The sequence below is a fragment of the uncultured Mucilaginibacter sp. genome, assembly GCF_903913935.1.
Lineage (GTDB): Bacteria > Bacteroidota > Bacteroidia > Sphingobacteriales > Sphingobacteriaceae > Mucilaginibacter.
Genome location: NZ_CAIWNH010000418.1, coordinates 1 through 20,022 on the forward strand (window position 1 = coordinate 1; position 20,022 = coordinate 20,022).

Here is a 20,022-nt window from a genome sequence, read left to right on the forward strand (position 1 = left end):
ACGATACCCACCGGAACAATGCTATTGGGGTATCCCAAAGTTTTTTTAGCCGGATGCTGGGCAAATAAATTAATGGCAAACAAGCAGGCAATAGCCGGCAAAAGCAGATAACGAAGCATGGTAAAATGGTTTAATTGGAGATACAATAATAAATAAAAAGACCCGGCTTTTTCTCAAACCGGGCCTTAAACAAATTCGATATATTAATCCTATTTCTTAAATCCGAAATCGAAATTCCGAATTCCGAAATAAATTACCTTTCGCCTTTCAGCTTTCACCTTTCAGCTTTCACCTTTCACCTTTCACCTTTCGCCTTTCAGCGTTTGCCTTTCACTTTACTTTCCTTCCCAAACATTGTTCTTCCTGTCAACATCAGGTAACTGGTGGTCAGGATCAATTTCAAGGTTGGTAATTGCTGAGGTAGACGGATAAATAAAGGTCCATGTACCGCTGCGCTGCCAGATGTTTACCGGCAGGTGCAATATTTCAGTTTTGCCGTTGGCCTGTGTAATTTTCAAATCAACCGGCATAGCAACTTTTTCTTTATTTATCAGCGTGATCTGCGCACCGTTGGCGGCATCGTCCTTTACATATTTTACACCTTGTACTGCCTGGTCAATTTTCCAGGTAGTAAAGAACCATGGCTGGAAGAACCAGTTCAGGTCCTCGCCTGAAGCATCGTTCATCGACCTGAAAAAGTCATAAGGCAGCGGGTGTTTAAATGCCCAGTGCTTAATATACTCATGGAAAGCATAATCAAAACGATCAGGCCCTAAAACTACGTTACGCAGCATATCCAAACCCATCGAAGTTTTAACGTAATACTGCCCGTATTCATTCTGTGCTTCAGGGGCCACCATTAATGGGTCCTTTTCGCGGAGCATCATCCTTGAAATTTGGTTGGCCGGCCTGTTTTTGCTGTTAAAATATTCACCGTTATTAAATTTCTCGGTAGAATACTGGTTGATAAAAGTATTAAAGCCTTCATCCATCCACATATATTTACGTTCGTTGCTGCCGACAATCATCGGGAACCAGTTATGGCCGATCTCGTGGGTAATGTCACCCCAAAGGCCGCCATTTTTTAAGTTACTTAAACAAAAGATAATTCCGGGATATTCCATACCCAAAGCCACGCCTGATACGCTAACGGCAGAGTTCCATGGATATTCAAAATATTCTTTCGAGTAGATCTCCATGCTGGCTTTCAAATATTCGGTTGAGCGGCCCCATGAGTCGTTACCAGCGCTTTCGGCAGGGTAGGTGCTCATCGCAATAGCCTGGCGGCCCGAGGGAAGGTTAACCCTTGCCGCGTCCCAAATAAAAGCAGGTGATGCGGCCCATGATACGTCGCGGGTGTTCAGCATTTTAAAATGCCAGGTCGATGTGCCTTTGCCAACGTGAGCACTTGGCTGTCCCACTTCATCAGGATTAATGATCATTACCGTTTTGTCGCTGTTGCGCGCGTCGGAAAGTCGTTTCTGTTGTGTTTCCGTTAAAACCTGTGCAGCGTTTTGCAGATCGCCGGAGCCGGCAACTGTCATATTTGCAGGCGCGGTAATATAATAATCGTAATCGCCGTAATCGCAGTAAAACTCACCCAAGCCCATATATGGCAGCGTGTTCCAGCCCTCAACGTCGTCATAAACGCACATACGCGGGTACCACTGTGCTAATTCATAAACGTAACCTTGTTTGAATTTTTTGCGGCCCATACGGTCAGCGCCGTAAAATGGTATCGAAAAGCTATAGTTCACTTTCACCTGGATCTTTTCGCCTTTGCCGGCCATCGGGCTATTCAGGCGAACCTGCATCCGGGCGTCGGTGATCACCGGATCAACCTTATAGTTTTGGCCCTTATAGGTTACCGATACCGATTCGATTTTGTAACCGCCCCGGCTAAAGCCTCTCACGTCAAAACGGTCTCCGCCAATGGGTACAGTTGCCGCTCCGCGAGAGTCAGGTTTAAACAGGTTCTGGTCCAACTGCAGCCAAAGGTAATCGAGGTTATCCGGGCTATTATTGGTGTAATTGATCGTCACCTCGCCGGTTATCGTGGTATCCTTTTCGGTTTCGTTAAGGCTGGCTTTAATAATATAGTCAGCACGGTTTTGCCAGTAATGCTGGCCGGGCTGTCCGCTTGCAGAGCGGGTATCGCCAGTAGTTGTAGGCCATACAATAGGGCCGAAGACCTCGTTATGGTCGTATTTAATAGAGTCGGTAGTTGTTTGTGCCGATGCCGTGTTTACGGATCCAAGTAACAAACACGTGGCACCTGCCAGCAGGCAGGTTTTTAAACGTCGCATTTTTATCATAATCGTTATTAGTTTTTAATCAGGTCAGTGATTTTTTAATTTACTGGACAAATTAACCAAATAAATTACGGATTTGATAATTTGTATGAATGATGATACAAATGGGTTGGTTAACTTGAGCCAGAAAGGTGTTTGCCAGTGTCAATCCATTTTTTTTTGGATACCTTGCTTGCATAAAAAAGGCGCAGACACTCCTAAAAGCACTCACGCCAACCCTAATCAAAAACGAAGTTCTTATACTACCTCAACATGAAAGGTGTAACCACCGGTAACATGTTGCCGATGCGTTGTTCGATCCGGAACAGGTAAGTTTGTCACACCTCCCCATATTCCTGAACTTCCCCGATAAAGTTCAGCGTTGAACTTTTCCATGGCTTGAAACGTGCCGTAGGGCTGATCTGCTTATACTCCGGTTGTTCTATTAATCATCTTCAAATTCGGAATATGAATGGCGAATTGGTGTTGATTTGTAAAACTTTTAAGCCTCCCAGTTGATTTAAATAAAAAGTGCGTATACTGCCGCTTTTTATAAGTCCTGTAAACGATGAATCATCTAGCCAATTCCACCTCTCCATATCTGTTGCAGCATGCCAATAACCCGGTCGACTGGTATCCATGGGGCTCCGAAGCCTTGCAAAAAGCAAAGGATGAAAACAAATTGATCCTCGTAAGCATCGGCTACTCCGCCTGCCATTGGTGCCACGTAATGGAACATGAAAGTTTCGAGGATGAGAAGGTGGCCGCGGTGATGAATGAATATTTCGTTTGCATCAAGGTTGACAGGGAAGAACGCCCGGATGTCGACCAGATTTATATGAGCGCAGTGCAGCTAATGAGTGGGAGGGGAGGCTGGCCCCTCAACTGTATTTGCCTGCCCGACCAGCGCCCTATTTACGGCGGTACTTATTTTCGTAAAAATGATTGGGTGAGCCTGTTATTTAACCTGGCCGACTTTTATAAAACCAAACCTGACGAGGCCGGTGAATATGCGACGAGGCTAACCGATGGCATCAAGCAATATGAATCTGTGGAATTGGTTACGGAACAGCCTGAATATAAAACAGACGACCTTGAACTGATCCTTAACAACTGGAAAAAGTATTTTGATAAAACAGAGGGTGGCCTTGGCACTGCCCCAAAATTCCCGATGCCAAATAACTGGCAGTGTTTAATGCGCTATGCGCACTTGTTCGGTGATGAAAATGTAGCGGGCGCGGTAAAATTAACACTGCACAAAATGGCATTCGGGGGTATTTACGATCATATCGGCGGTGGCTTTGCCCGCTATTCAGTTGATGGCCGCTGGCATGTGCCGCACTTTGAAAAAATGCTTTATGATAATGCCCAGCTGATCAGCCTGTATGCGGAGGCCTATACCTGCAACCCTGACCCGCTCTACAAAAAAATAGCTGATGAGATCATTGGCTTTACCCTGCGGGAGCTAACCTCGCCCGAGTTTGGCTTTTACTCGGCCCTGGATGCCGATAGCGAAGGCAAAGAAGGTAAGTTTTACATTTTTGCCAAAGGCGAAATAGAAGCTATTTTAGGTGATGAAGCAGACCTGTTTTGCATTTATTACCATATCACCGAAGATGGAAATTGGGAAGAAGAGGAATCAAACGTGCTGTTCCGCATGGAAAGCGACGAAGGCCTGGCCGCCAAACTAGGTTTGCCGGTTGAGCACATGCTAAAAAAAATCGAAGCCTCGCGCCAAAAAGTATTTGAAGCACGAAGCCATCGGGTAAGGCCGGGGCTTGATAATAAGATATTAGCCTCTTGGAACGGCATGATGCTTAAAGGGCTTTGCGATGCATACCGGGCCTTTGATAAACCGGAATATTTGGATATCGCTTTAAAAAACGCCGGGTTTATTTTGGATAACCTGGTAAACAAAATGGGAAGGTTAAGCAGAATTTATGCCGGCGGAGGAGATCTCAAGGGGGCTTTTGCCTTTTTAGACGATTACGCCAACCTCGCTGATGCCTTCATTGCCCTTTATGAAGTTACCTTTAACGAGAAATGGCTAAACCAGGCTAAAAAGCTTGTGGATATTGCGATCGAACATTATTATGACGCTGGAAGTGGTATCTTCTTTTATACTGCCGGTGACGACGAGCAGTTGATTGCCCGCAAATCCGAAATTATGGATGGGGTAACGCCGGCTTCCAACTCTGTAATGGCCCGCAACCTGAAAAAACTTGGCTTATTTTTTGATGATGAAAATTACGGGGACACCTCGGCGCAGCTGTTAAGGAATATTGTGCCGCACCTTGCAAGGTACGGTTCATCTTATTCCAACTGGATCATGTTGTTGCTGGATGAAGTAGCCGGGACATATGAGATAGCGATAACCGGTGAAAATTTTGAAGAAACGCGCCGCCAGATAGAAAAAAATTACATTCCAAACAAAATAATCTTGGGCGGTAAAAAAGGAAGTTTACCTTTGCTGCAGGACAAGTTTGGTGCTGTAACACAAATATTTATTTGTAAAGATAAAACCTGCGGATTACCTGCCCTTAATATTGCTGACGCATTAAAACAAATTACGGCCCATTAACGGCGGATAATGATGAATTCCGCCAAATAAAATTTAAAAAATCAATCCATGAAGATTAAACCACAACACGTAGTGTCATTAACTTACGATCTGTATGTTGACCAGGACGGCTCTGAAGTATTGGAAGAAAGCGCTACACAGGAACAACCTCTTACTTTTTTATTCGGCGCAGGACAAATGCTTCCAAAATTCGAAGAGAATTTAAGCGAACTATCTACCGGCGATAATTATGAGTTCCGTTTATCCGCCGCCGATGCGTATGGCGAATATGACGAAGAAGCAGTAGCTAACTTGCCGCTCGAGATGTTTAACGGTACCGAAGTACCCGAAATTGGCAGCATCCTGCCGTTGCAGGATAACAATGGCAACCGTTTTCAAGGCCAGGTAGTATCAGTTTCCGAAGATTCGGTGATTGTTGACCTTAATCACCCAATGGCCGGTCAGGCGTTACATTTTAAAGGAAATATCCTGAATGTGCGCCCCGCAACCCCCGAAGAATTGTCGCATGGCCATGCTCATGGCGCCGATGGTCATCATCAACACTAAAATTATTCCCGCCCATATCAAAGATTTACGAAGTTCTTTAAGCTTCGTAAATCTTTTCTTGCTTTTTCCTCAAAAACAATTACTTTCGTTTTGCCGGTTATTTTTTATACCAACCTGAAATTTTAAAAAATTGGCCCCGGAATTCAATACAATAAACTGATTTTGTGTTTTTTTTAAGAATTGTTGCCGGAAATTTTAAAAACGTATTTATATAGTTTATAATTGTTGATAGAACAATTATAAACCAGGCTATAGCCCTTAAAACGCGGATGGGATTTGTGTAAGGGGGTAAAATTAAAACCTAATTAAAAACAGCTATATGAGCAAGTTTGCACCCATTGACATCGTAATTTTCGTAATTTATTTTTTTATAGTTGCCGGTTACGGTTATTATATCTACCGCAAAAAAAAGAAAGCCGTTTCAGATACCCATGATTTCTTTTTGGCCGAAGGCTCGCTAACATGGTGGGCAATCGGTGCATCCCTTATCGCTTCAAATATTTCTGCTGAGCAATTCATTGGAATGAGCGGCAACGGTTATAGCATTGGTATTGCTGTTGCCGCCTACGAATGGATCGCAGCCATAGCTTTAATTATTGTAGCCGTTTGGTTTATTCCTGTTTATCTGAAAAACAAGATCTTTACGATGCCGCAATTTCTAAAAACGCGGTATAATGAGACAGTTGCACTTATAATGGCCATTTTTTGGCTTTTCTTGTATGTTTTTGTAAACCTTACTTCGATATTATTCCTTGGCTCCCTGGCGATCAATAACCTTATGGGAGGTAGCCCGGTAACCTTTGAAATTATCATGATTGCACTATCAGTGTTTGCGGTCATTATAACACTTGGTGGCATGAAAGTGATCGGGTTTACTGATGTTATACAGGTTGGTGTGCTTATAATTGGTGGATTAGCAACCACATATATAGCTTTAATTGCAGTAAGTAAGGCCTTTGGCTTTGGCGAGAATGCTGTAGAAGGCTTTAATCAGCTGGTGAAAAATGCTCCGGACCATTTTCACATGATATTTGCCAAACCGGTACCAGGCACACCGCAGCACCAGGTGGATAATTACCTTACTATCCCGGGTTTACTCTCCTATGTTGCGGGGATCTGGATCATAAACCTAAATTACTGGGGCTGTAATCAATACATTACCCAGCGTGCCCTGGGCGCCGACCTGCAGACTGCCCGTAAGGGGATCCTTTTTGCCGGTTTTTTAAAGTTGCTAATGCCTATAATTGTTATGCTGCCTGGCATTGCTGCTTATGTATTGCACCAAAAGGGAATGTTGCAGGCCGAAATGGCCATTGGTAGTAAACATGGAGAAGTGATGTCAGATAACGCGTATTCGGCTATTCTCGGTTACTTACCAAATGGCTTGATAGGCTTGTCGCTCGCGGCGCTTACCGCTGCAATTGTGGCTTCGCTTGCAGGTAAAGCAAACAGTATTTCTACTATTTTCACGCTTGATGTTTATAAAAAATACATAAAAAAAGATGCCGACGAAAAAGGCATGGTTTGGGTAGGCAGAATAACAATAATTGCGGCGCTGATCATAGCAATAGCTTTTACCTGGAATGATACGCTGGGTATTGGTGGCCAGGGAGGGTTTACCTATATTCAAAAATACACCGGCTTCATCAGTCCCGGCGTGTTCGCTATGTTTATATTGGGAATGTTTTGGAAACGTACTACAGGCGCGGCAGCAGTTGTTGGTGTTATTACCGGCTTTTTGATGTCTGTGCTGTTTAATATTTTTGCTCCGCGATGGTTTGGGCCCGAAACTATTCTTTACACCGCGTATAAAAATGCTGACGGTAACTATGAAATTCCGTTCCATATCTGCATGGGCCTTGCATTCGGCTTCACCATGCTGGTTATGATCCTGGTTAGCCTGGGTGGGCCCAAGATCAATCCAAAAGCTTTTGCGCTGGATAAAACCATGTTTAAAGTATCGCCTGGAGTACTTGCAATGATCGTAGTTACTTTAATGATCATTTCAATGCTTTATGTAAGGTTCTGGTAAAGCAATTTGTCTGAACGCGATTTATAAGATTTCATTGATTTAAAGGATTTCGCTAATCTTTAAAATCCTATAAATCGTGTTCAGACAATCAATTAAAATCAAGTGTACCTGAAGAGGTAACATAACATTTGATCAAAATTCTCGACATCACATTTTCGCCGTTTTTGGTGGCTGGTATAAAACTCCGGTCCTCATCGCTGAAAAGCTTAACGTCCATGGTAAAAATACGGTCGTATTGATATAGCGCTGAAGCTATCCTGACCCTGTATTGGGCCAGGCGCCCCATCGGGCTGATCAGCAGTTCCAGATAGGCTTCAAAAGCTTCCATATTAATGTCGTAAGGGTCAAAAGGTACACGAAAGAGGCTCAAATACGGGATAAATCCATAATATACCCCTCCGATCCTAAGTGGCCTGGTAAGCCGGTCACCTACCTTCAATGAATCTTCAAAAAGAAAGCTAAAGTTATCCGCTGCAAGCGGTGCTTCGTAGGTTAGTTTCTGAAGATCATAATTGTATTTCTCATTTAATCTCCCTTCCGAATCGTAAAATTGCCAGAGCCCTGATTTTTTACCATTTTTAAAATTACCCCTTGCGACGGGTTTTTTGCGGTCAATCAAGGCAATATATGGCCCCTGTCGGATCTCCGGGTTGTTTTTGAGTACATAAAACTTTTCAATCAGAGAGTCTGAGAGCTTGTTTTTACGCTCAATGGTGTCCGGCGAATCCTGTGCAAAACAGGTAGTAACAAAAAGAAAGCTATAACATAGCAGGAAACAGGTTTTCACACAAAATTGATTTCAGCCAAGATAATGTAAGGCGGTCAAAAAATGAAATTTTTGATTAATCAAAGTCGGATAAGTCCAAAAGTGTAAATAAAATATAAAGTATGGCAATCGCCAGTCTATTTATTAGCAATTAAACAACTTTTACCTCCCGTTGGGAAAGATTTGGATGTTGATGATTAGCGCTTCTTAATGAAATAGATAAATACATGATCCTTTTTAACAAAAACTATTTAACCCCAAAACGTAACTCTTTCTATTACTTTTGACGTATTAATGCCAATGAGAATTTTTTTCCTAATAATATTTATATCATTACTACATAAATATACTTATGCCGGCCAGGATACGCAAAAGAAAATCTTAGCCAACACGGGGCCGGCCACTTATGCAAATATTGATCACCTAAATAATATTGGCAGTAATATTTTTCTTACCTATCCAGATTCTGCCCATAAAATAGCGGCCACTGCGCTTATCCTTTCTGAAAAATTAAATTACTCTTTCGGCAAGGGCCGGAGTTTTTTAAATCTTGGCGCCATTTATTGGTCGCAATCCTATTACCCTATAAGTCTTTTTTGCCTTAAATCGGCGATAACCTATTTACCTAAAAATAGGCCCCTATATCTGTCAGACGCTTACAGGGCGCTTGGCCGCACCTATGCCGACCTGAAAGATTACACACAGGCGCTCGCCGATCTTGACACAGCAGCCTATTTTGCCGGTAAAGATCCTGCCCGGTTGGCCGAAGTTTATAGCGAACGTACGTACATTTACAACCTTACCGGCGACTATGCCAGGGCCCTGGGTTTTGTAAAATATTCATTAAAACTAAACAGAATAGCAAAGGCCGAAGGCCATATCGCCGTGCTTTATGGTCGTATGGCAAGTATTTATCTGGCTCAGAAAAATTACAGGGCGGCCATTGCCTATAACGATACCGCTGCTGGCATGAGTATTAAAATACACAATAAGCGCCTGCTGGCCTATACCTATGCGGATTATGCTCTTGCCTTTAATGGCCTGGGCCAATTTGCAAAAGCGGTTGATTATGCAAAAAAAGGTATCGCCTTGTCCGATAGTTTAGGATTGATGGATGCGGAAACCAAGGCTTTTAATGCCCTCGTTTCTACTTATGAGCTAAAACATGATTATTTAAAAGCACTCCGCTACCAGAAGCGGTTTAATATTGTAAAAGATAGTTTAACAAATATCGCCAAAATAAAAACGGTTACACTGGTTCAAAACTATTATGATCTTAACGCAAAGATGAACGGGTTAACGGTGATGGCCGTAAACGCAAACGCAAAGCTCAACGAGGCAAAGATAAAGTCGCAGCATATTATCATCCGGATGCTTTTGTTTTCAATGGTGATCCTGCTGGCTATATTAACAGGTAACTACTATTTCTATAAACAAAAAATTCTGCTGGGCAATAAATTGGAAGTGCAGCACAAGGAACTGATTGAACAGAAAAAATTGATCGAAGAGCAATCAGCCAACCTGCAAAAGGTAAATGACCTGAAAGATAAACTGTTTGCGGTGATCGGGCACGACCTGCGGTCGCCGATGGCCAACCTGAGTAATATTATTGAAATGTTTGATGAAGGTTACCTGACGCCTGAAGAGGTACACGACCTGATGAAGAATATTAACCCGATTATAAAAGGTGTGGGGTTAACGCTATCCAACCTGATTGAATGGGCCGGCAGTCAGATAAAGGGTCACAATTTAACGCTATCAAACGTTGATATATTTTTAATGGGCGTTGAAATGGAACAAACATTTATCCATGCCCTGCAGGTAAAAAATATTGAGTTTGTAAATAAAGCATATCCTGGCCAGGGCGCCGTTGCTGATGAAAATCACCTCAAAGTAATCCTGCGGAACCTGATCAGCAATGCCATAAAATTTACATCAGATAAGGGTAAAATAAAGCTGAGCACCACCATTGAAAATAATGGACTAATAGTGAGCATAACCGACAGTGGCAAAGGAATGAGCGCAGAAGAGTTGGATAAACTCTTTTATTTAAATACCCATTTTTCGAATTCAGGGACTTCCGGCGAAAAAGGAACCGGCATAGGTTTGCTTTTATGCAAGGAACTGGTTGAACTTAATGGCGGAAAATTAATGGTAAAATCAAAATTAGGAGCTGGTAGTACTTTTTATTTTAACCTTCCTTTGGCTAAAACCTACCCCTGACACCGGCGTCTGCCGCAATAATTAAATTTCCATCTATACATTTATATCATTTTGATAGATGGACTTCGATTTACCTTCAACTATTATTGTTAGTCCAATTTAAATCCGACCGAAATATTCTGCGACAATGTCTGTAATTACTAAGGCTCCGCAAGCCCGGGGCCTTTTCGCATGCGCTCACTTTTTATCATTAAAACGCCCTTTTTTTAATGATTTTAAATAACAACAAAGCGTTTTTTGCCCAATTGAAGTAGTAATGAGAAAGTATATTGTTGCAATTACGCTATTTCATTTTCAAATTGAATTTATACCTTAGTAAACCGATTTTAAACTAATACCCAATTTACTGATGAGCAAAAAAATACTGTTCCTGGTTTTAACTCTTTTTGCGTCATTTTCGTCTTTTCAAAAGGCAACGGCTCAAAACGCGCCAGGGATCTTTGACGGACAGGCCGATGTGGGCAAGGTTAATACGCCAGGAAGCGGCAACTATGATGCCAAAGCCCAGCAATACCAGCTATCCGGCTCAGGCACCAATGTATGGGCCAATCATGATGAATTTCATTATGTATGGAAAAAGATGAAAGGCGACTTTATCCTGCGTACGAATGCTGTTTTTATTGGCAAAGGTGTCGAAGAGCACCGCAAAGTAGGATGGATGGTACGTGCTTCGCTCGATTCCGGTTCAAAACATATCAGCGCCGTAATGCATGGTTCTGGTTTAACCTCTCTGCAATTTCGCCGGACAACAGGTGGTGTTACCGAAGAAAAGAAATTTGACCTTACCTCGGCTGATGAAGTGATCCAGTTGGAAAGAAAAGGCAGTGTCTATACCATGTCTGTTGCAAAAAGGGGTGAATTATTTGTCAGCCAGGAAGTTAGTGATGTTGATTTGGGTGATGACGTATATGTGGGCATATTTATATGTTCACACAACCCTGCTGTAACTGAAAAAGCCGTATTTAATAATGTGCGTATTGTTATACCGGCACCAGCAACCCTTGTTCCATACAAGCAATACCTGGGAAGCGGTATCGAGATACTGGACCTGCAAACGCAAAACAGCCGGATCGTTTACCAGTCGCCTGTATCATTACAGGCCCCCAACTGGATGCAGGATGATAAACACCTGCTGTATAATAGCGATGGTTTGTTATACACCTTCGACTTGAAAAAAAATATGCCCGCTGTTTTAAATACAGGTTCGGCTAGCCATAACAATAACGATCACGTCATCTCGTTCGACGGCAAATGGCTGGCCATCAGCAGTGCCGATCAATCAGGTGCTTCAATGGGTTGGGTAGTACCCATCACCGGCGGCGAACCGCGTAGGTTAACACCAACAGGCCCGTCGTACATGCACGGCTGGTCGCCGGATGGAAAATGGATCGTGTTCTGCGGTGCCCGCAATAATGAGTATGATGTTTACCGGGTGCCCTCAGCAGGTGGTCCTGAAGAAAGGCTAACCACAACAAAAGGCCTGGATGACGGACCCGAATATTCGCCCGACGGGAAATATATCTACTTTAATTCTGTACGCAGCGGCCTGATGCAGGTTTGGCGGATGAAGGCTGACGGCAGCGAACAAACGCAACTGACCAACGACGATTACAATAACTGGTTCCCTCATGTTTCTCCTGATGGCAAATGGATCGAATATATTACTTTCCTTAAAAGTGAAGTAGCGCCCGGCGACCATCCTTTTTATAAACATGTTTATTTAAGAGTAATGCCGGTTGACGGTGGCCCATCAACCGTAGTAGCCTATCTTTACGGCGGGCAGGGTACCATCAATACCCCTTCATGGTCGCCTGATAGTAAACACCTGGCATTCATCAGCAACACATCAATGTTATTCCCAATATTTCCAATAAGTAAATAAATAAATTATGAATAATTCACGACGGACTTTTATAAAAACCAGCGCTGTTGCTATTGCCGGCGCCGCTTTGTTACCTGAATTTTTAACAGCCAAAAACAATAAAAAGATCGAAAGAGTAGGTTTGCAGTTATATTCGGTACGTGATGCCATGATGAAGGACCCTGCCGGTTCGCTAAAAAAACTGGCCGATATGGGTTATATCCATGTGGAACATGCAAATTATGTAGACCGGAAATTTTACGGATACAATGCAAAGGATTTTAAAAAGTTACTGACTGATCATGGTTTGCAAATGCCAAGCGGGCACACCGTTATGGTTGCCGAAGATTGGGATAATGCCAAAAATGATTTTACAGATAAATGGAAATATACTATACAGGATGCCGCCGAAGTTGGCCAGCGCTATGTAGTAAGCCCATGGCTTGATGAAAAACTCCGTACCGACATGGACGCCTTAAAACGCTTTATGGACCAGTTCAACAAATGCGGCGAATTGTGCAAATCAAACGGGATGACCTTTGGTTACCATAACCATAATTTCGAATTCAGCACAAAAGTTAACGGTACTACTTTATACGATTATATTCTAACCAATACCGATCCGTCCCTGGTTGCCCAGCAAATGGATGTTGGCAATATGCTGGGTGCAGGCGGTATAGCGCTCGACCTTTTGAAAAAATATCCCGGCCGGTTTGAACTGATGCACGTGAAAGACGAAATAAAAAGCACAACCGGCGGCGGAATGGATGGTTATGACAGTACCATATTGGGCACTGGAGTAATGCCGGTAAAAGATATTGTAAAAGAGGCCCGTAAAATAGGCGGAACTTCGCAATTTATCATTGAACAGGAATCGTACCAGGGGAAAGATCCCTTCGATTGTGTAAAAATTGACTTACAAACCATGAAAAAGTGGGGATTTTAACGATATTATTTTAACTTAACCGTTAAATTAGTAATACCCCCTCCAGTTGTTGCCTTAACCCATGTTTTTTGATCTGCCGGGAAGGCGGATGAGCCTTGCATTACTGTAATGGATGGTTTGTTATGGTCGGAATGTTGCTTTTTATAACAAGGGATTAATAGTGTTTAGGAGTTTAACAAATGTTGATAGCAAAGAAAAATAAAAATAATAAAACGAATGGATAGGCGTACAGTATTGAAAAATCTGGCTTTGGTTATTGGAGGCGCGGTGTTATTGCCATCATGTCTCCACCCCGATGGAACAACGTATATCAAACTCAAACACATTGATATAGATGCGGATCAGGAGAAAACTATAGCAGATATGTGTGAAACGTTTATCCCTAAAACAAATACCCCAGGGGCCAAAGAGCTTAACCTGCCTGCATTTGTTCTGAAAATGATTGACGATTGCTACGGTAAAAAAGACCAGGAGGCATTTTTAGCTGGCATGGCAAAGTTTACTGAGATGGTTAAAACTAAGTATAATAGTTCCTTTAGTGATTTAAGTGTTAAAGACCGCGAAGCGATATTAACAGGTATTGAGAATAGCGCGAAACCGAAAGAAGGGGCAAAAGCCACTGCACGCCGGCCCCGACCGCAAAAGCACTTGGAGGCGGACCCTCAGATGGCCTTTTATTGGGCTGTTAAACAACAAACTATCTACGCGTATACTACCTCACAGTATTTTATGACGAAGCTGGTATTTTACGACATGATACCTGGCCGGTACAATGTACATTACCCGGTTAGTAAATTAAAGCTCGCTTAAAAAAATGGCAAACTTAAATATTGACAGCGTTAAAACACGCACATTTGACGCTATTGTAATTGGGTCGGGTATAAGTGGCGGCTGGGCAGCTAAGGAATTAACCGGCCACGGTTTAAAAACCCTGGTGCTTGAGCGCGGTCGCGATGTAAAACATATAAAAGATTATCCCACAACAAATAAGTTCCCATGGGAGTTTGAACATCACGGGCAGCTTCCGGCTGCCGTTACCGAAGCCAACCCCATTGCAAGCCGGTGTTATGCTTTTGGTGAGGATTCAGCCCACTTTTTTGTAAAAGACAAGGAACATCCATATATCCAGGACAAACCGTTCGACTGGATTCGCGGTTACCAGGTAGGCGGTAAGTCGCTACTTTGGGCAAGGCAAACCCAGCGCTGGAGCGATTTTGATTTTGAAGGCCCTGCCAGAGATGGTTTTGCTGTAGACTGGCCCATAAGATATAAAGATATAGCCCCCTGGTATAGCTATGTAGAAAAATTTGCAGGCATAGCCGGCAATAAGGACGGTATTCCCGAACTGCCGGATGGTGAATTTTTACCTGGCTACCCCTTAAATGATGTCGAGGTTTACTTTAGCGAACACCTTAAAAAGAACTATAAAAACCGGCATGTGATCAGCGCCCGTTGTGCGCATTTATCAAAACCCAATCAAATACATATCGACCAGGGGCGTACCCAATGTCAAAACCGCGATCTGTGTCAAAGAGGTTGCCCTTTTGGCGGCTACTTCAGCAGTAACGCATCAACAATGCCATGGGCCGAAAAATCAGGAAATATGACACTGCGGCCGTTTTCGGTAGTAGAGTCCATCATTTATGATGATAAATTGGGTAAAGCTACCGGTGTTCGTGTGGTCGATACAAAAACAAAAGAAACCATAGAATATTACGCGAAGATCATTTTTGTAAATGCTGCCGCGATAAATACCAACCTGGTATTGTTAAATTCTACATCAGCCCGTTTTCCTAACGGTTTTGGTAACGATAGCGGCGTTTTGGGCAAATACATTGCTTTCCATAACTATTCAGCCCACATTGGAGCTGAATATGACGGCTTAAAAGAGTGGACAGTTGATGGCCGTTCTCCAACAGGTGGATATATTCCTCGTTTCAGGAATGTTTACAAACAGGAAACTAATTTCCTGCGGGGCTACGCCTGTGGTTTTAGCGCTTACCGGTACCAGCAGCATAAATATGATGGTGTGGGCAGCAGCCTGAAAGAAGGATTGGTAAAAGGCGATTTGAGCCCATGGTACGTTGGATCGCACATGATGGGCGAAACGATCCCGAAAGAAAGCAATCATGTGAGCCTTGACAGCAAATTGAAAGATGAATGGGGAGTGCCTTTGCTGAGGATAAATATCGATTACGACGATAATGATGAGAAGATGAAGAAGGATTATATTGAGCAACTCACCGAAATGTTTACTTCGGCGGGTTTCAAAAATATCCAGCCTTCCACCAATCACCAGGCCCCCGGTTTGGATATTCACGAAATGGGTGGCGCACGTATGGGTAAAGATCCAAAAACATCTATATTGAATGAATGGAACCAGGTGCACGCCTGCAAAAATGTTTTTGTAACGGATGGCGCCTGCATGACGTCAACATCATGTCAAAACCCATCATTAACTTACATGGCCATAACCGCCCGCGCGGCCGATCATGCGGTTAGTGAATTAAAAAAAGGGAACGTCTAGCCAGTTTAAAATTTGCAGTTAATAGTGTACATGGTGAGACGATTTTAGTCCTGAAAATAGTTGTGATATAAAACATTTTGATGTTATCGCCTTGTGTTTGGATTTAAGTGAAGCGAAACAGTTAATTTGGGCAAAATATGAGGCATGGTTTTTATAAAAAACAACCTTTTTTAGCCCAGAAACTTTATATAAAATGGGTGTAAATGTGCTTCTGGATGCTAAAAAATTGTTATTGTGTTAAAAAAACACAATGAAAATTTGTTCAATAGGTTTTTGTTCATACATTAGTCGGGACAACCGATTTTAAAGATTTATTTAACCTTTTATTAATTATTTTATGTCTGCAAATACTTATGACGCTATCGTCATTGGTTCAGGGATTTCGGGCGGGTGGGCCGCAAAAGAACTTGCCGAAAAAGGCCTTAAAACGTTGATGCTTGAACGTGGCCGGAATATCGAACACATTAAAGATTATGTAAACGCCACTAAGGATCCCTGGCAGTTTGAGCATAGAGGCGGACGTACCCAAAAAATGATCGATGATTATCCTGTACTTAAACGCGATTATCCACTAAACGAAACCAATCTTGATTATTGGGCCAGCGATAAGGAAAGCCCATATGTTGAAGTTAAGCGTTTTGATTGGTTCAGGGGATACCACGTAGGTGGCCGTTCATTAATGTGGGGCAGGCAATCCTACCGCTGGGCCGATTTTAATTTTGAAGAAAATGCGAAGGACGGCATTGGGGTCGACTGGCCAATCCGGTATAAGGACCTTGAATCGTGGTATGGCTATGTTGAAAAATTTGCAGGCATATCGGGTAATAAAGACGGGCTTGCGGTGCTTCCGGACGGTGACTTTATGCCGCCGATGGAAATGAACGTTGTTGAAAAGGATGTATCTAAACGGTTTAAAGATTTTTATAAAGAAGCAAGGTCATTTGTTATTGGCCGTACAGCAAATATTACCGTACCACATTACGCGCGTACCAATTGCCAGTACCGTAACAAATGCTGGTTGGGTTGTCCGTTTGGAGCCTATTTTAGTACGCAATCTGCCACATTGCCTGCTGCAATGGCAACCGGAAATTTAAAGGTTCGTCCATGGTCCATCGTTACCAAAATCCTATACGATAAGGATACAAAAAAGGCAAAAGGTGTTGAAGTGCTTGACGCCGAAACCAACCAGACCTATGAGTTTTTTGCAAAAATAGTTTTTGTTAATGCCTCAACGTTTAACAGTACCTGGGTATTAATGAACTCGGCTACTGATATATGGCCCGATGGTCTTGGCAGCAGCAGTGGTGAATTGGGCCATAATGTAATGGACCACCATTTGGGTGTCGGCGCTTCAGGAACAGTTGAAGGCTATGACGATAAATACTATTTTGGCCGCCGTGCAAACGGGATCTATATACCAAGGTACAGGAATATGGGTGGAGACAAACGCGACTACTTACGTGGCTTTGGCTACCAGGGAAGTGGCAGCCGAGAAGGCTGGAGCCGTGATATTGCTGAATTAGGTGTTGGCGGGGCATTTAAAGATTCTATTACAGAACCTGGTAAATGGACAATGGGTATCGGTGGTTTTGGTGAAACATTGCCCTATCATGAAAACAAAATAACATTGGATAAAACCGTTAAAGACAAATGGGGATTACCGGTGCTTGCCTTTGATGCTGAGATTAAAGACAACGAAAAGAAAATGCGCCTGGACATGGAAAACGACGCGAAGGAAATGCTGGAAGCTGCAGGGGTTAAAGATGTGAAAACACATAGCGCTAACCCGTTCCTTGGCCGTGGTATCCACGAAATGGGTACCGCGCGTATGGGCAGAGATCCAAAAACATCTGTTTTGAACGAATGGAACCAGGTTTGGGATGCGAAAAACGTTTTTGTAACCGACGGCGCCTGCATGACGTCTGCCGCTTGCCAAAATCCTTCGTTAACTTATATGGCATTAACTGCAAGGGCTGCCGACCATGCGGTTAGTGAATTGAAAAAAGGAAATATTTAAACCTCAGCCATCTTTCTCCAAACGGGGGGATTTGTACGGGGGGAATTAAACAACAGCCAACTGATATAAAAAACAATTATTACAAAAATATGTCTGCAAACACTTACGACGCTATCGTCATTGGTTCAGGGATTTCGGGCGGATGGGCTGCGAAAGAACTTACGCAAAAAGGCCTGAAAACGATCATGCTGGAGCGGGGCCGTAACATCGAACACATTAAGGATTATGTAAATGCTACCAAAGATCCCTGGGAATTTCCGCACAGAGGCGGTCGCACACAACAAATGATCAAGGATTACCCGGTGTTAAAGCGCGATTATCCGTTAAATGAAACCAACCTTGATTATTGGGCAAGCGATAAAGATAGCCCGTACACTGAAGTGAAACGGTTCGATTGGTTCAGGGGGTACCACGTAGGTGGCCGCTCATTAATGTGGGGCAGGCAGTCATACCGCTGGGCCGATATTAATTTTGAAGAGAACCTGAAAGACGGCATTGCTGTGGACTGGCCGATCCGTTATACGGACCTTGAACAATGGTATAGCTATGCAGAGAAATTTGCAGGTATTTCGGGCAACAGGGACGGGCTTTCTATTCTTCCGGATGGAGATTTTATGCCTGCCATGGATATGAATTGTGTGGAAAAGGATGTAGCCGCCCGATTTAAGGAGCATTATAAAGATACACGTGCTTTTATTATTGGCCGCACAGCTAATATCACTGTACCGCATTACGATCGCCAGGCATGCCATTACCGGGATAAATGCTGGCTGGGTTGTCCGTTTGGCGCTTATTTCAGTACACAGTCTGCAACCCTGCCTGCCGCCATGGCGACAGGTAACTTAACAGTTCGGCCCTGGTCTATCGTCACAAAAATTTTGTACGATAAAGATACCAAAAAGGCAAAAGGGGTAGAGGTTTTGGATGCCGAAACCAACCAGACTTATGAGTATTTTGCGAAGATCGTTTTCGTTAACGCGTCAACCATCAATAGCGCCTGGGTTTTGATGAACTCGGCAACTGATATCTGGCCTGAGGGATTAGGAAGCAGCAGCGGCGAACTGGGCCATAACCTGATGGATCACCACCTGGGTGTTGGCGCCGGCGGTGTGGTTGAAGGTTTTGACGATAAATATTATTTTGGCCGCAGGGCAAACGGGGTTTACGTACCTCGTTTCCGTAACCTGAATGGCGAAAAACGCGATTATATCCGGGGCTTTGGTTACCAGGGTGGCGGCGGCCGCGAAGGATGGGGCAGGGATATTGCCGAAATGAACATCGGTGGCGCATTTAAAGATGCGTTAACTGAGCCGGGTGCATGGTCAATCGGCCTGGGCGGTTTCGGCGAAACTTTGCCTTACCACGACAACAAGGTTACGCTTGATAAAACCAAAAAAGATAAATGGGGATTACCTGTAGTGGCCATTGATGCGGTAGTAAGGGATAATGAGAAAAAGATGCGTATTGACATGGAGAACGATGCAAAAGAGATGCTGGAAGCGTGCGGCGTTAAGAATGTGCATACATTTACCAGTGATGGCGTTTTAGGAAGGGGGATTCATGAAATGGGGACTGCACGTATGGGCCGCGATCCGAAAACTTCGGTTTTAAATGAATGGAACCAGGTTTGGGACGCAAAAAATGTTTTTGTAACTGACGGCTCGTGTATGACATCGGCTGCATGCCAGAATCCTTCACTTACTTATATGGCCCTTACCGCGCGTGCTGCAAATCACGCGGTAGAAGAGCTGAAGAAGGGGAATATATAAACCTCACGCTGGCGCTCTGCAAACCTGCTTGCCGGTAGGCTGGGGAGAGGGAGGAAAAGGCAAAAATAAAAAAGATCGAAGTTAAAGTCTCCCCTGCCGGGGGAGATTTAGAGGGGGCTAATTTATTATCTAATCAGTTTTGAAATATTAATCGAATGGCTGAAGAAAAGTCTGATAAAGCAAGCAATCCCGGCAGACGGGAGTTTATTAAAACCAGCGCCGTAGCTGCTGCAAGTTTCATGATCGTTCCGCGCTTTGTGCTGGGCGGCAAAGGATATACTGCGCCAAGCGATAGGTTAACCATTGCCAGTGTCGGTGTAGGTGGTAAAGGCGAAAGTGATATTTTTAATTTTGATAAAAGCGGTAAAGCCAATATAGCCTTTCTGTGCGATGTTGATGATGCCAGGGCCGCAACATCTGTCAAAAGATTCCCTAAAGCCAAATATTATAAAGACTGGCGCGA

The 20,022-nt window shown here is 43.4% G+C and carries 12 protein-coding genes and 1 pseudogene; 11 read left to right on the forward strand and 2 right to left on the reverse strand.

Features of this window, described 5'->3' with window-relative positions:
- Nucleotides 1-335 precede the first annotated feature (335 nt).
- Nucleotides 336-2,306, reverse strand: a complete 1,971-nt coding sequence (locus QZY09_RS16830; protein ID WP_295674229.1) for a M1 family metallopeptidase — start codon at nucleotides 2,304-2,306, stop codon at nucleotides 336-338.
- Between the two features lie 553 nt (nucleotides 2,307-2,859).
- Between QZY09_RS16830 and QZY09_RS16835 the strand changes: the two genes are divergently transcribed.
- From QZY09_RS16835 to QZY09_RS16845, 3 genes are all read left to right on the forward strand, one after another.
- Complete coding sequence (locus QZY09_RS16835; RefSeq protein WP_295674231.1) at nucleotides 2,860-4,872, forward strand: thioredoxin domain-containing protein; 2,013 nt, start codon at nucleotides 2,860-2,862, stop codon at nucleotides 4,870-4,872.
- 48 nt (nucleotides 4,873-4,920) lie between these two features.
- On the forward strand, nucleotides 4,921-5,418 hold the full coding sequence (locus QZY09_RS16840; protein WP_295674233.1) for a peptidylprolyl isomerase: 498 nt from the start codon (nucleotides 4,921-4,923) through the stop codon (nucleotides 5,416-5,418).
- A 319-nt stretch (nucleotides 5,419-5,737) separates the two neighbouring features.
- Entirely contained in the window at nucleotides 5,738-7,450 is a 1,713-nt protein-coding gene (locus QZY09_RS16845; protein WP_295674234.1) for a sodium/solute symporter, read from the forward strand.
- Nucleotides 7,451-7,538: 88 nt separating this feature from the next.
- On the opposite strand, the gene QZY09_RS16850 is transcribed toward QZY09_RS16845, so the two are convergent.
- Nucleotides 7,539-8,237, reverse strand: coding sequence for a hypothetical protein (locus tag QZY09_RS16850; RefSeq protein WP_295674235.1), 699 nt, complete (start codon nucleotides 8,235-8,237; stop codon nucleotides 7,539-7,541).
- A gap of 279 nt (nucleotides 8,238-8,516) precedes the next feature.
- Here QZY09_RS16850 and QZY09_RS16855 point away from each other — a divergent pair, with 279 nt between their 5' ends.
- From QZY09_RS16855 to QZY09_RS16890, 8 genes and pseudogenes are all read left to right on the forward strand, one after another.
- On the forward strand, nucleotides 8,517-10,439 hold the full coding sequence (locus QZY09_RS16855) for a tetratricopeptide repeat-containing sensor histidine kinase (protein WP_295674237.1): 1,923 nt from the start codon (nucleotides 8,517-8,519) through the stop codon (nucleotides 10,437-10,439).
- Between the two features lie 349 nt (nucleotides 10,440-10,788).
- A complete protein-coding gene (locus QZY09_RS16860) occupies nucleotides 10,789-12,321 on the forward strand; it encodes a hypothetical protein (protein ID WP_295674239.1) in 1,533 nt (510 codons plus the stop codon).
- Between the two features lie 7 nt (nucleotides 12,322-12,328).
- Nucleotides 12,329-13,246, forward strand: coding sequence for a TIM barrel protein (locus QZY09_RS16865; protein ID WP_295674241.1), 918 nt, complete (start codon nucleotides 12,329-12,331; stop codon nucleotides 13,244-13,246).
- Between the two features lie 216 nt (nucleotides 13,247-13,462).
- On the forward strand, nucleotides 13,463-14,056 hold the full coding sequence (locus tag QZY09_RS16870; protein WP_295674242.1) for a gluconate 2-dehydrogenase subunit 3 family protein: 594 nt from the start codon (nucleotides 13,463-13,465) through the stop codon (nucleotides 14,054-14,056).
- Between the two features lie 4 nt (nucleotides 14,057-14,060).
- Entirely contained in the window at nucleotides 14,061-15,773 is a 1,713-nt protein-coding gene (locus QZY09_RS16875; RefSeq protein WP_295674244.1) for a GMC family oxidoreductase, read from the forward strand.
- A 337-nt stretch (nucleotides 15,774-16,110) separates the two neighbouring features.
- On the forward strand, nucleotides 16,111-17,790 hold the full coding sequence (locus tag QZY09_RS16880) for a GMC family oxidoreductase (protein WP_295674246.1): 1,680 nt from the start codon (nucleotides 16,111-16,113) through the stop codon (nucleotides 17,788-17,790).
- Nucleotides 17,791-17,879: 89 nt separating this feature from the next.
- A complete protein-coding gene (locus QZY09_RS16885) occupies nucleotides 17,880-19,559 on the forward strand; it encodes a GMC family oxidoreductase (protein ID WP_295674249.1) in 1,680 nt (559 codons plus the stop codon).
- Between the two features lie 155 nt (nucleotides 19,560-19,714).
- Nucleotides 19,715-20,022 (forward strand): annotated as a pseudogene (locus QZY09_RS16890) (gfo/Idh/MocA family oxidoreductase); the annotation flags it as partial.

Coding starts and splice junctions, on each gene's coding strand:
- QZY09_RS16830 (WP_295674229.1), bottom strand. CDS start 2,306: ATGCGACGTTTAAAAACCTGCCTGCTGGCAGGTGCCACGTGTTTGTTA.
- QZY09_RS16835 (WP_295674231.1), top strand. CDS start 2,860: ATGAATCATCTAGCCAATTCCACCTCTCCATATCTGTTGCAGCATGCC.
- QZY09_RS16840 (WP_295674233.1), top strand. CDS start 4,921: ATGAAGATTAAACCACAACACGTAGTGTCATTAACTTACGATCTGTAT.
- QZY09_RS16845 (WP_295674234.1), top strand. CDS start 5,738: ATGAGCAAGTTTGCACCCATTGACATCGTAATTTTCGTAATTTATTTT.
- QZY09_RS16855 (WP_295674237.1), top strand. CDS start 8,517: ATGAGAATTTTTTTCCTAATAATATTTATATCATTACTACATAAATAT.
- QZY09_RS16860 (WP_295674239.1), top strand. CDS start 10,789: ATGAGCAAAAAAATACTGTTCCTGGTTTTAACTCTTTTTGCGTCATTT.
- QZY09_RS16865 (WP_295674241.1), top strand. CDS start 12,329: ATGAATAATTCACGACGGACTTTTATAAAAACCAGCGCTGTTGCTATT.
- QZY09_RS16870 (WP_295674242.1), top strand. CDS start 13,463: ATGGATAGGCGTACAGTATTGAAAAATCTGGCTTTGGTTATTGGAGGC.
- QZY09_RS16875 (WP_295674244.1), top strand. CDS start 14,061: ATGGCAAACTTAAATATTGACAGCGTTAAAACACGCACATTTGACGCT.
- QZY09_RS16880 (WP_295674246.1), top strand. CDS start 16,111: ATGTCTGCAAATACTTATGACGCTATCGTCATTGGTTCAGGGATTTCG.
- QZY09_RS16885 (WP_295674249.1), top strand. CDS start 17,880: ATGTCTGCAAACACTTACGACGCTATCGTCATTGGTTCAGGGATTTCG.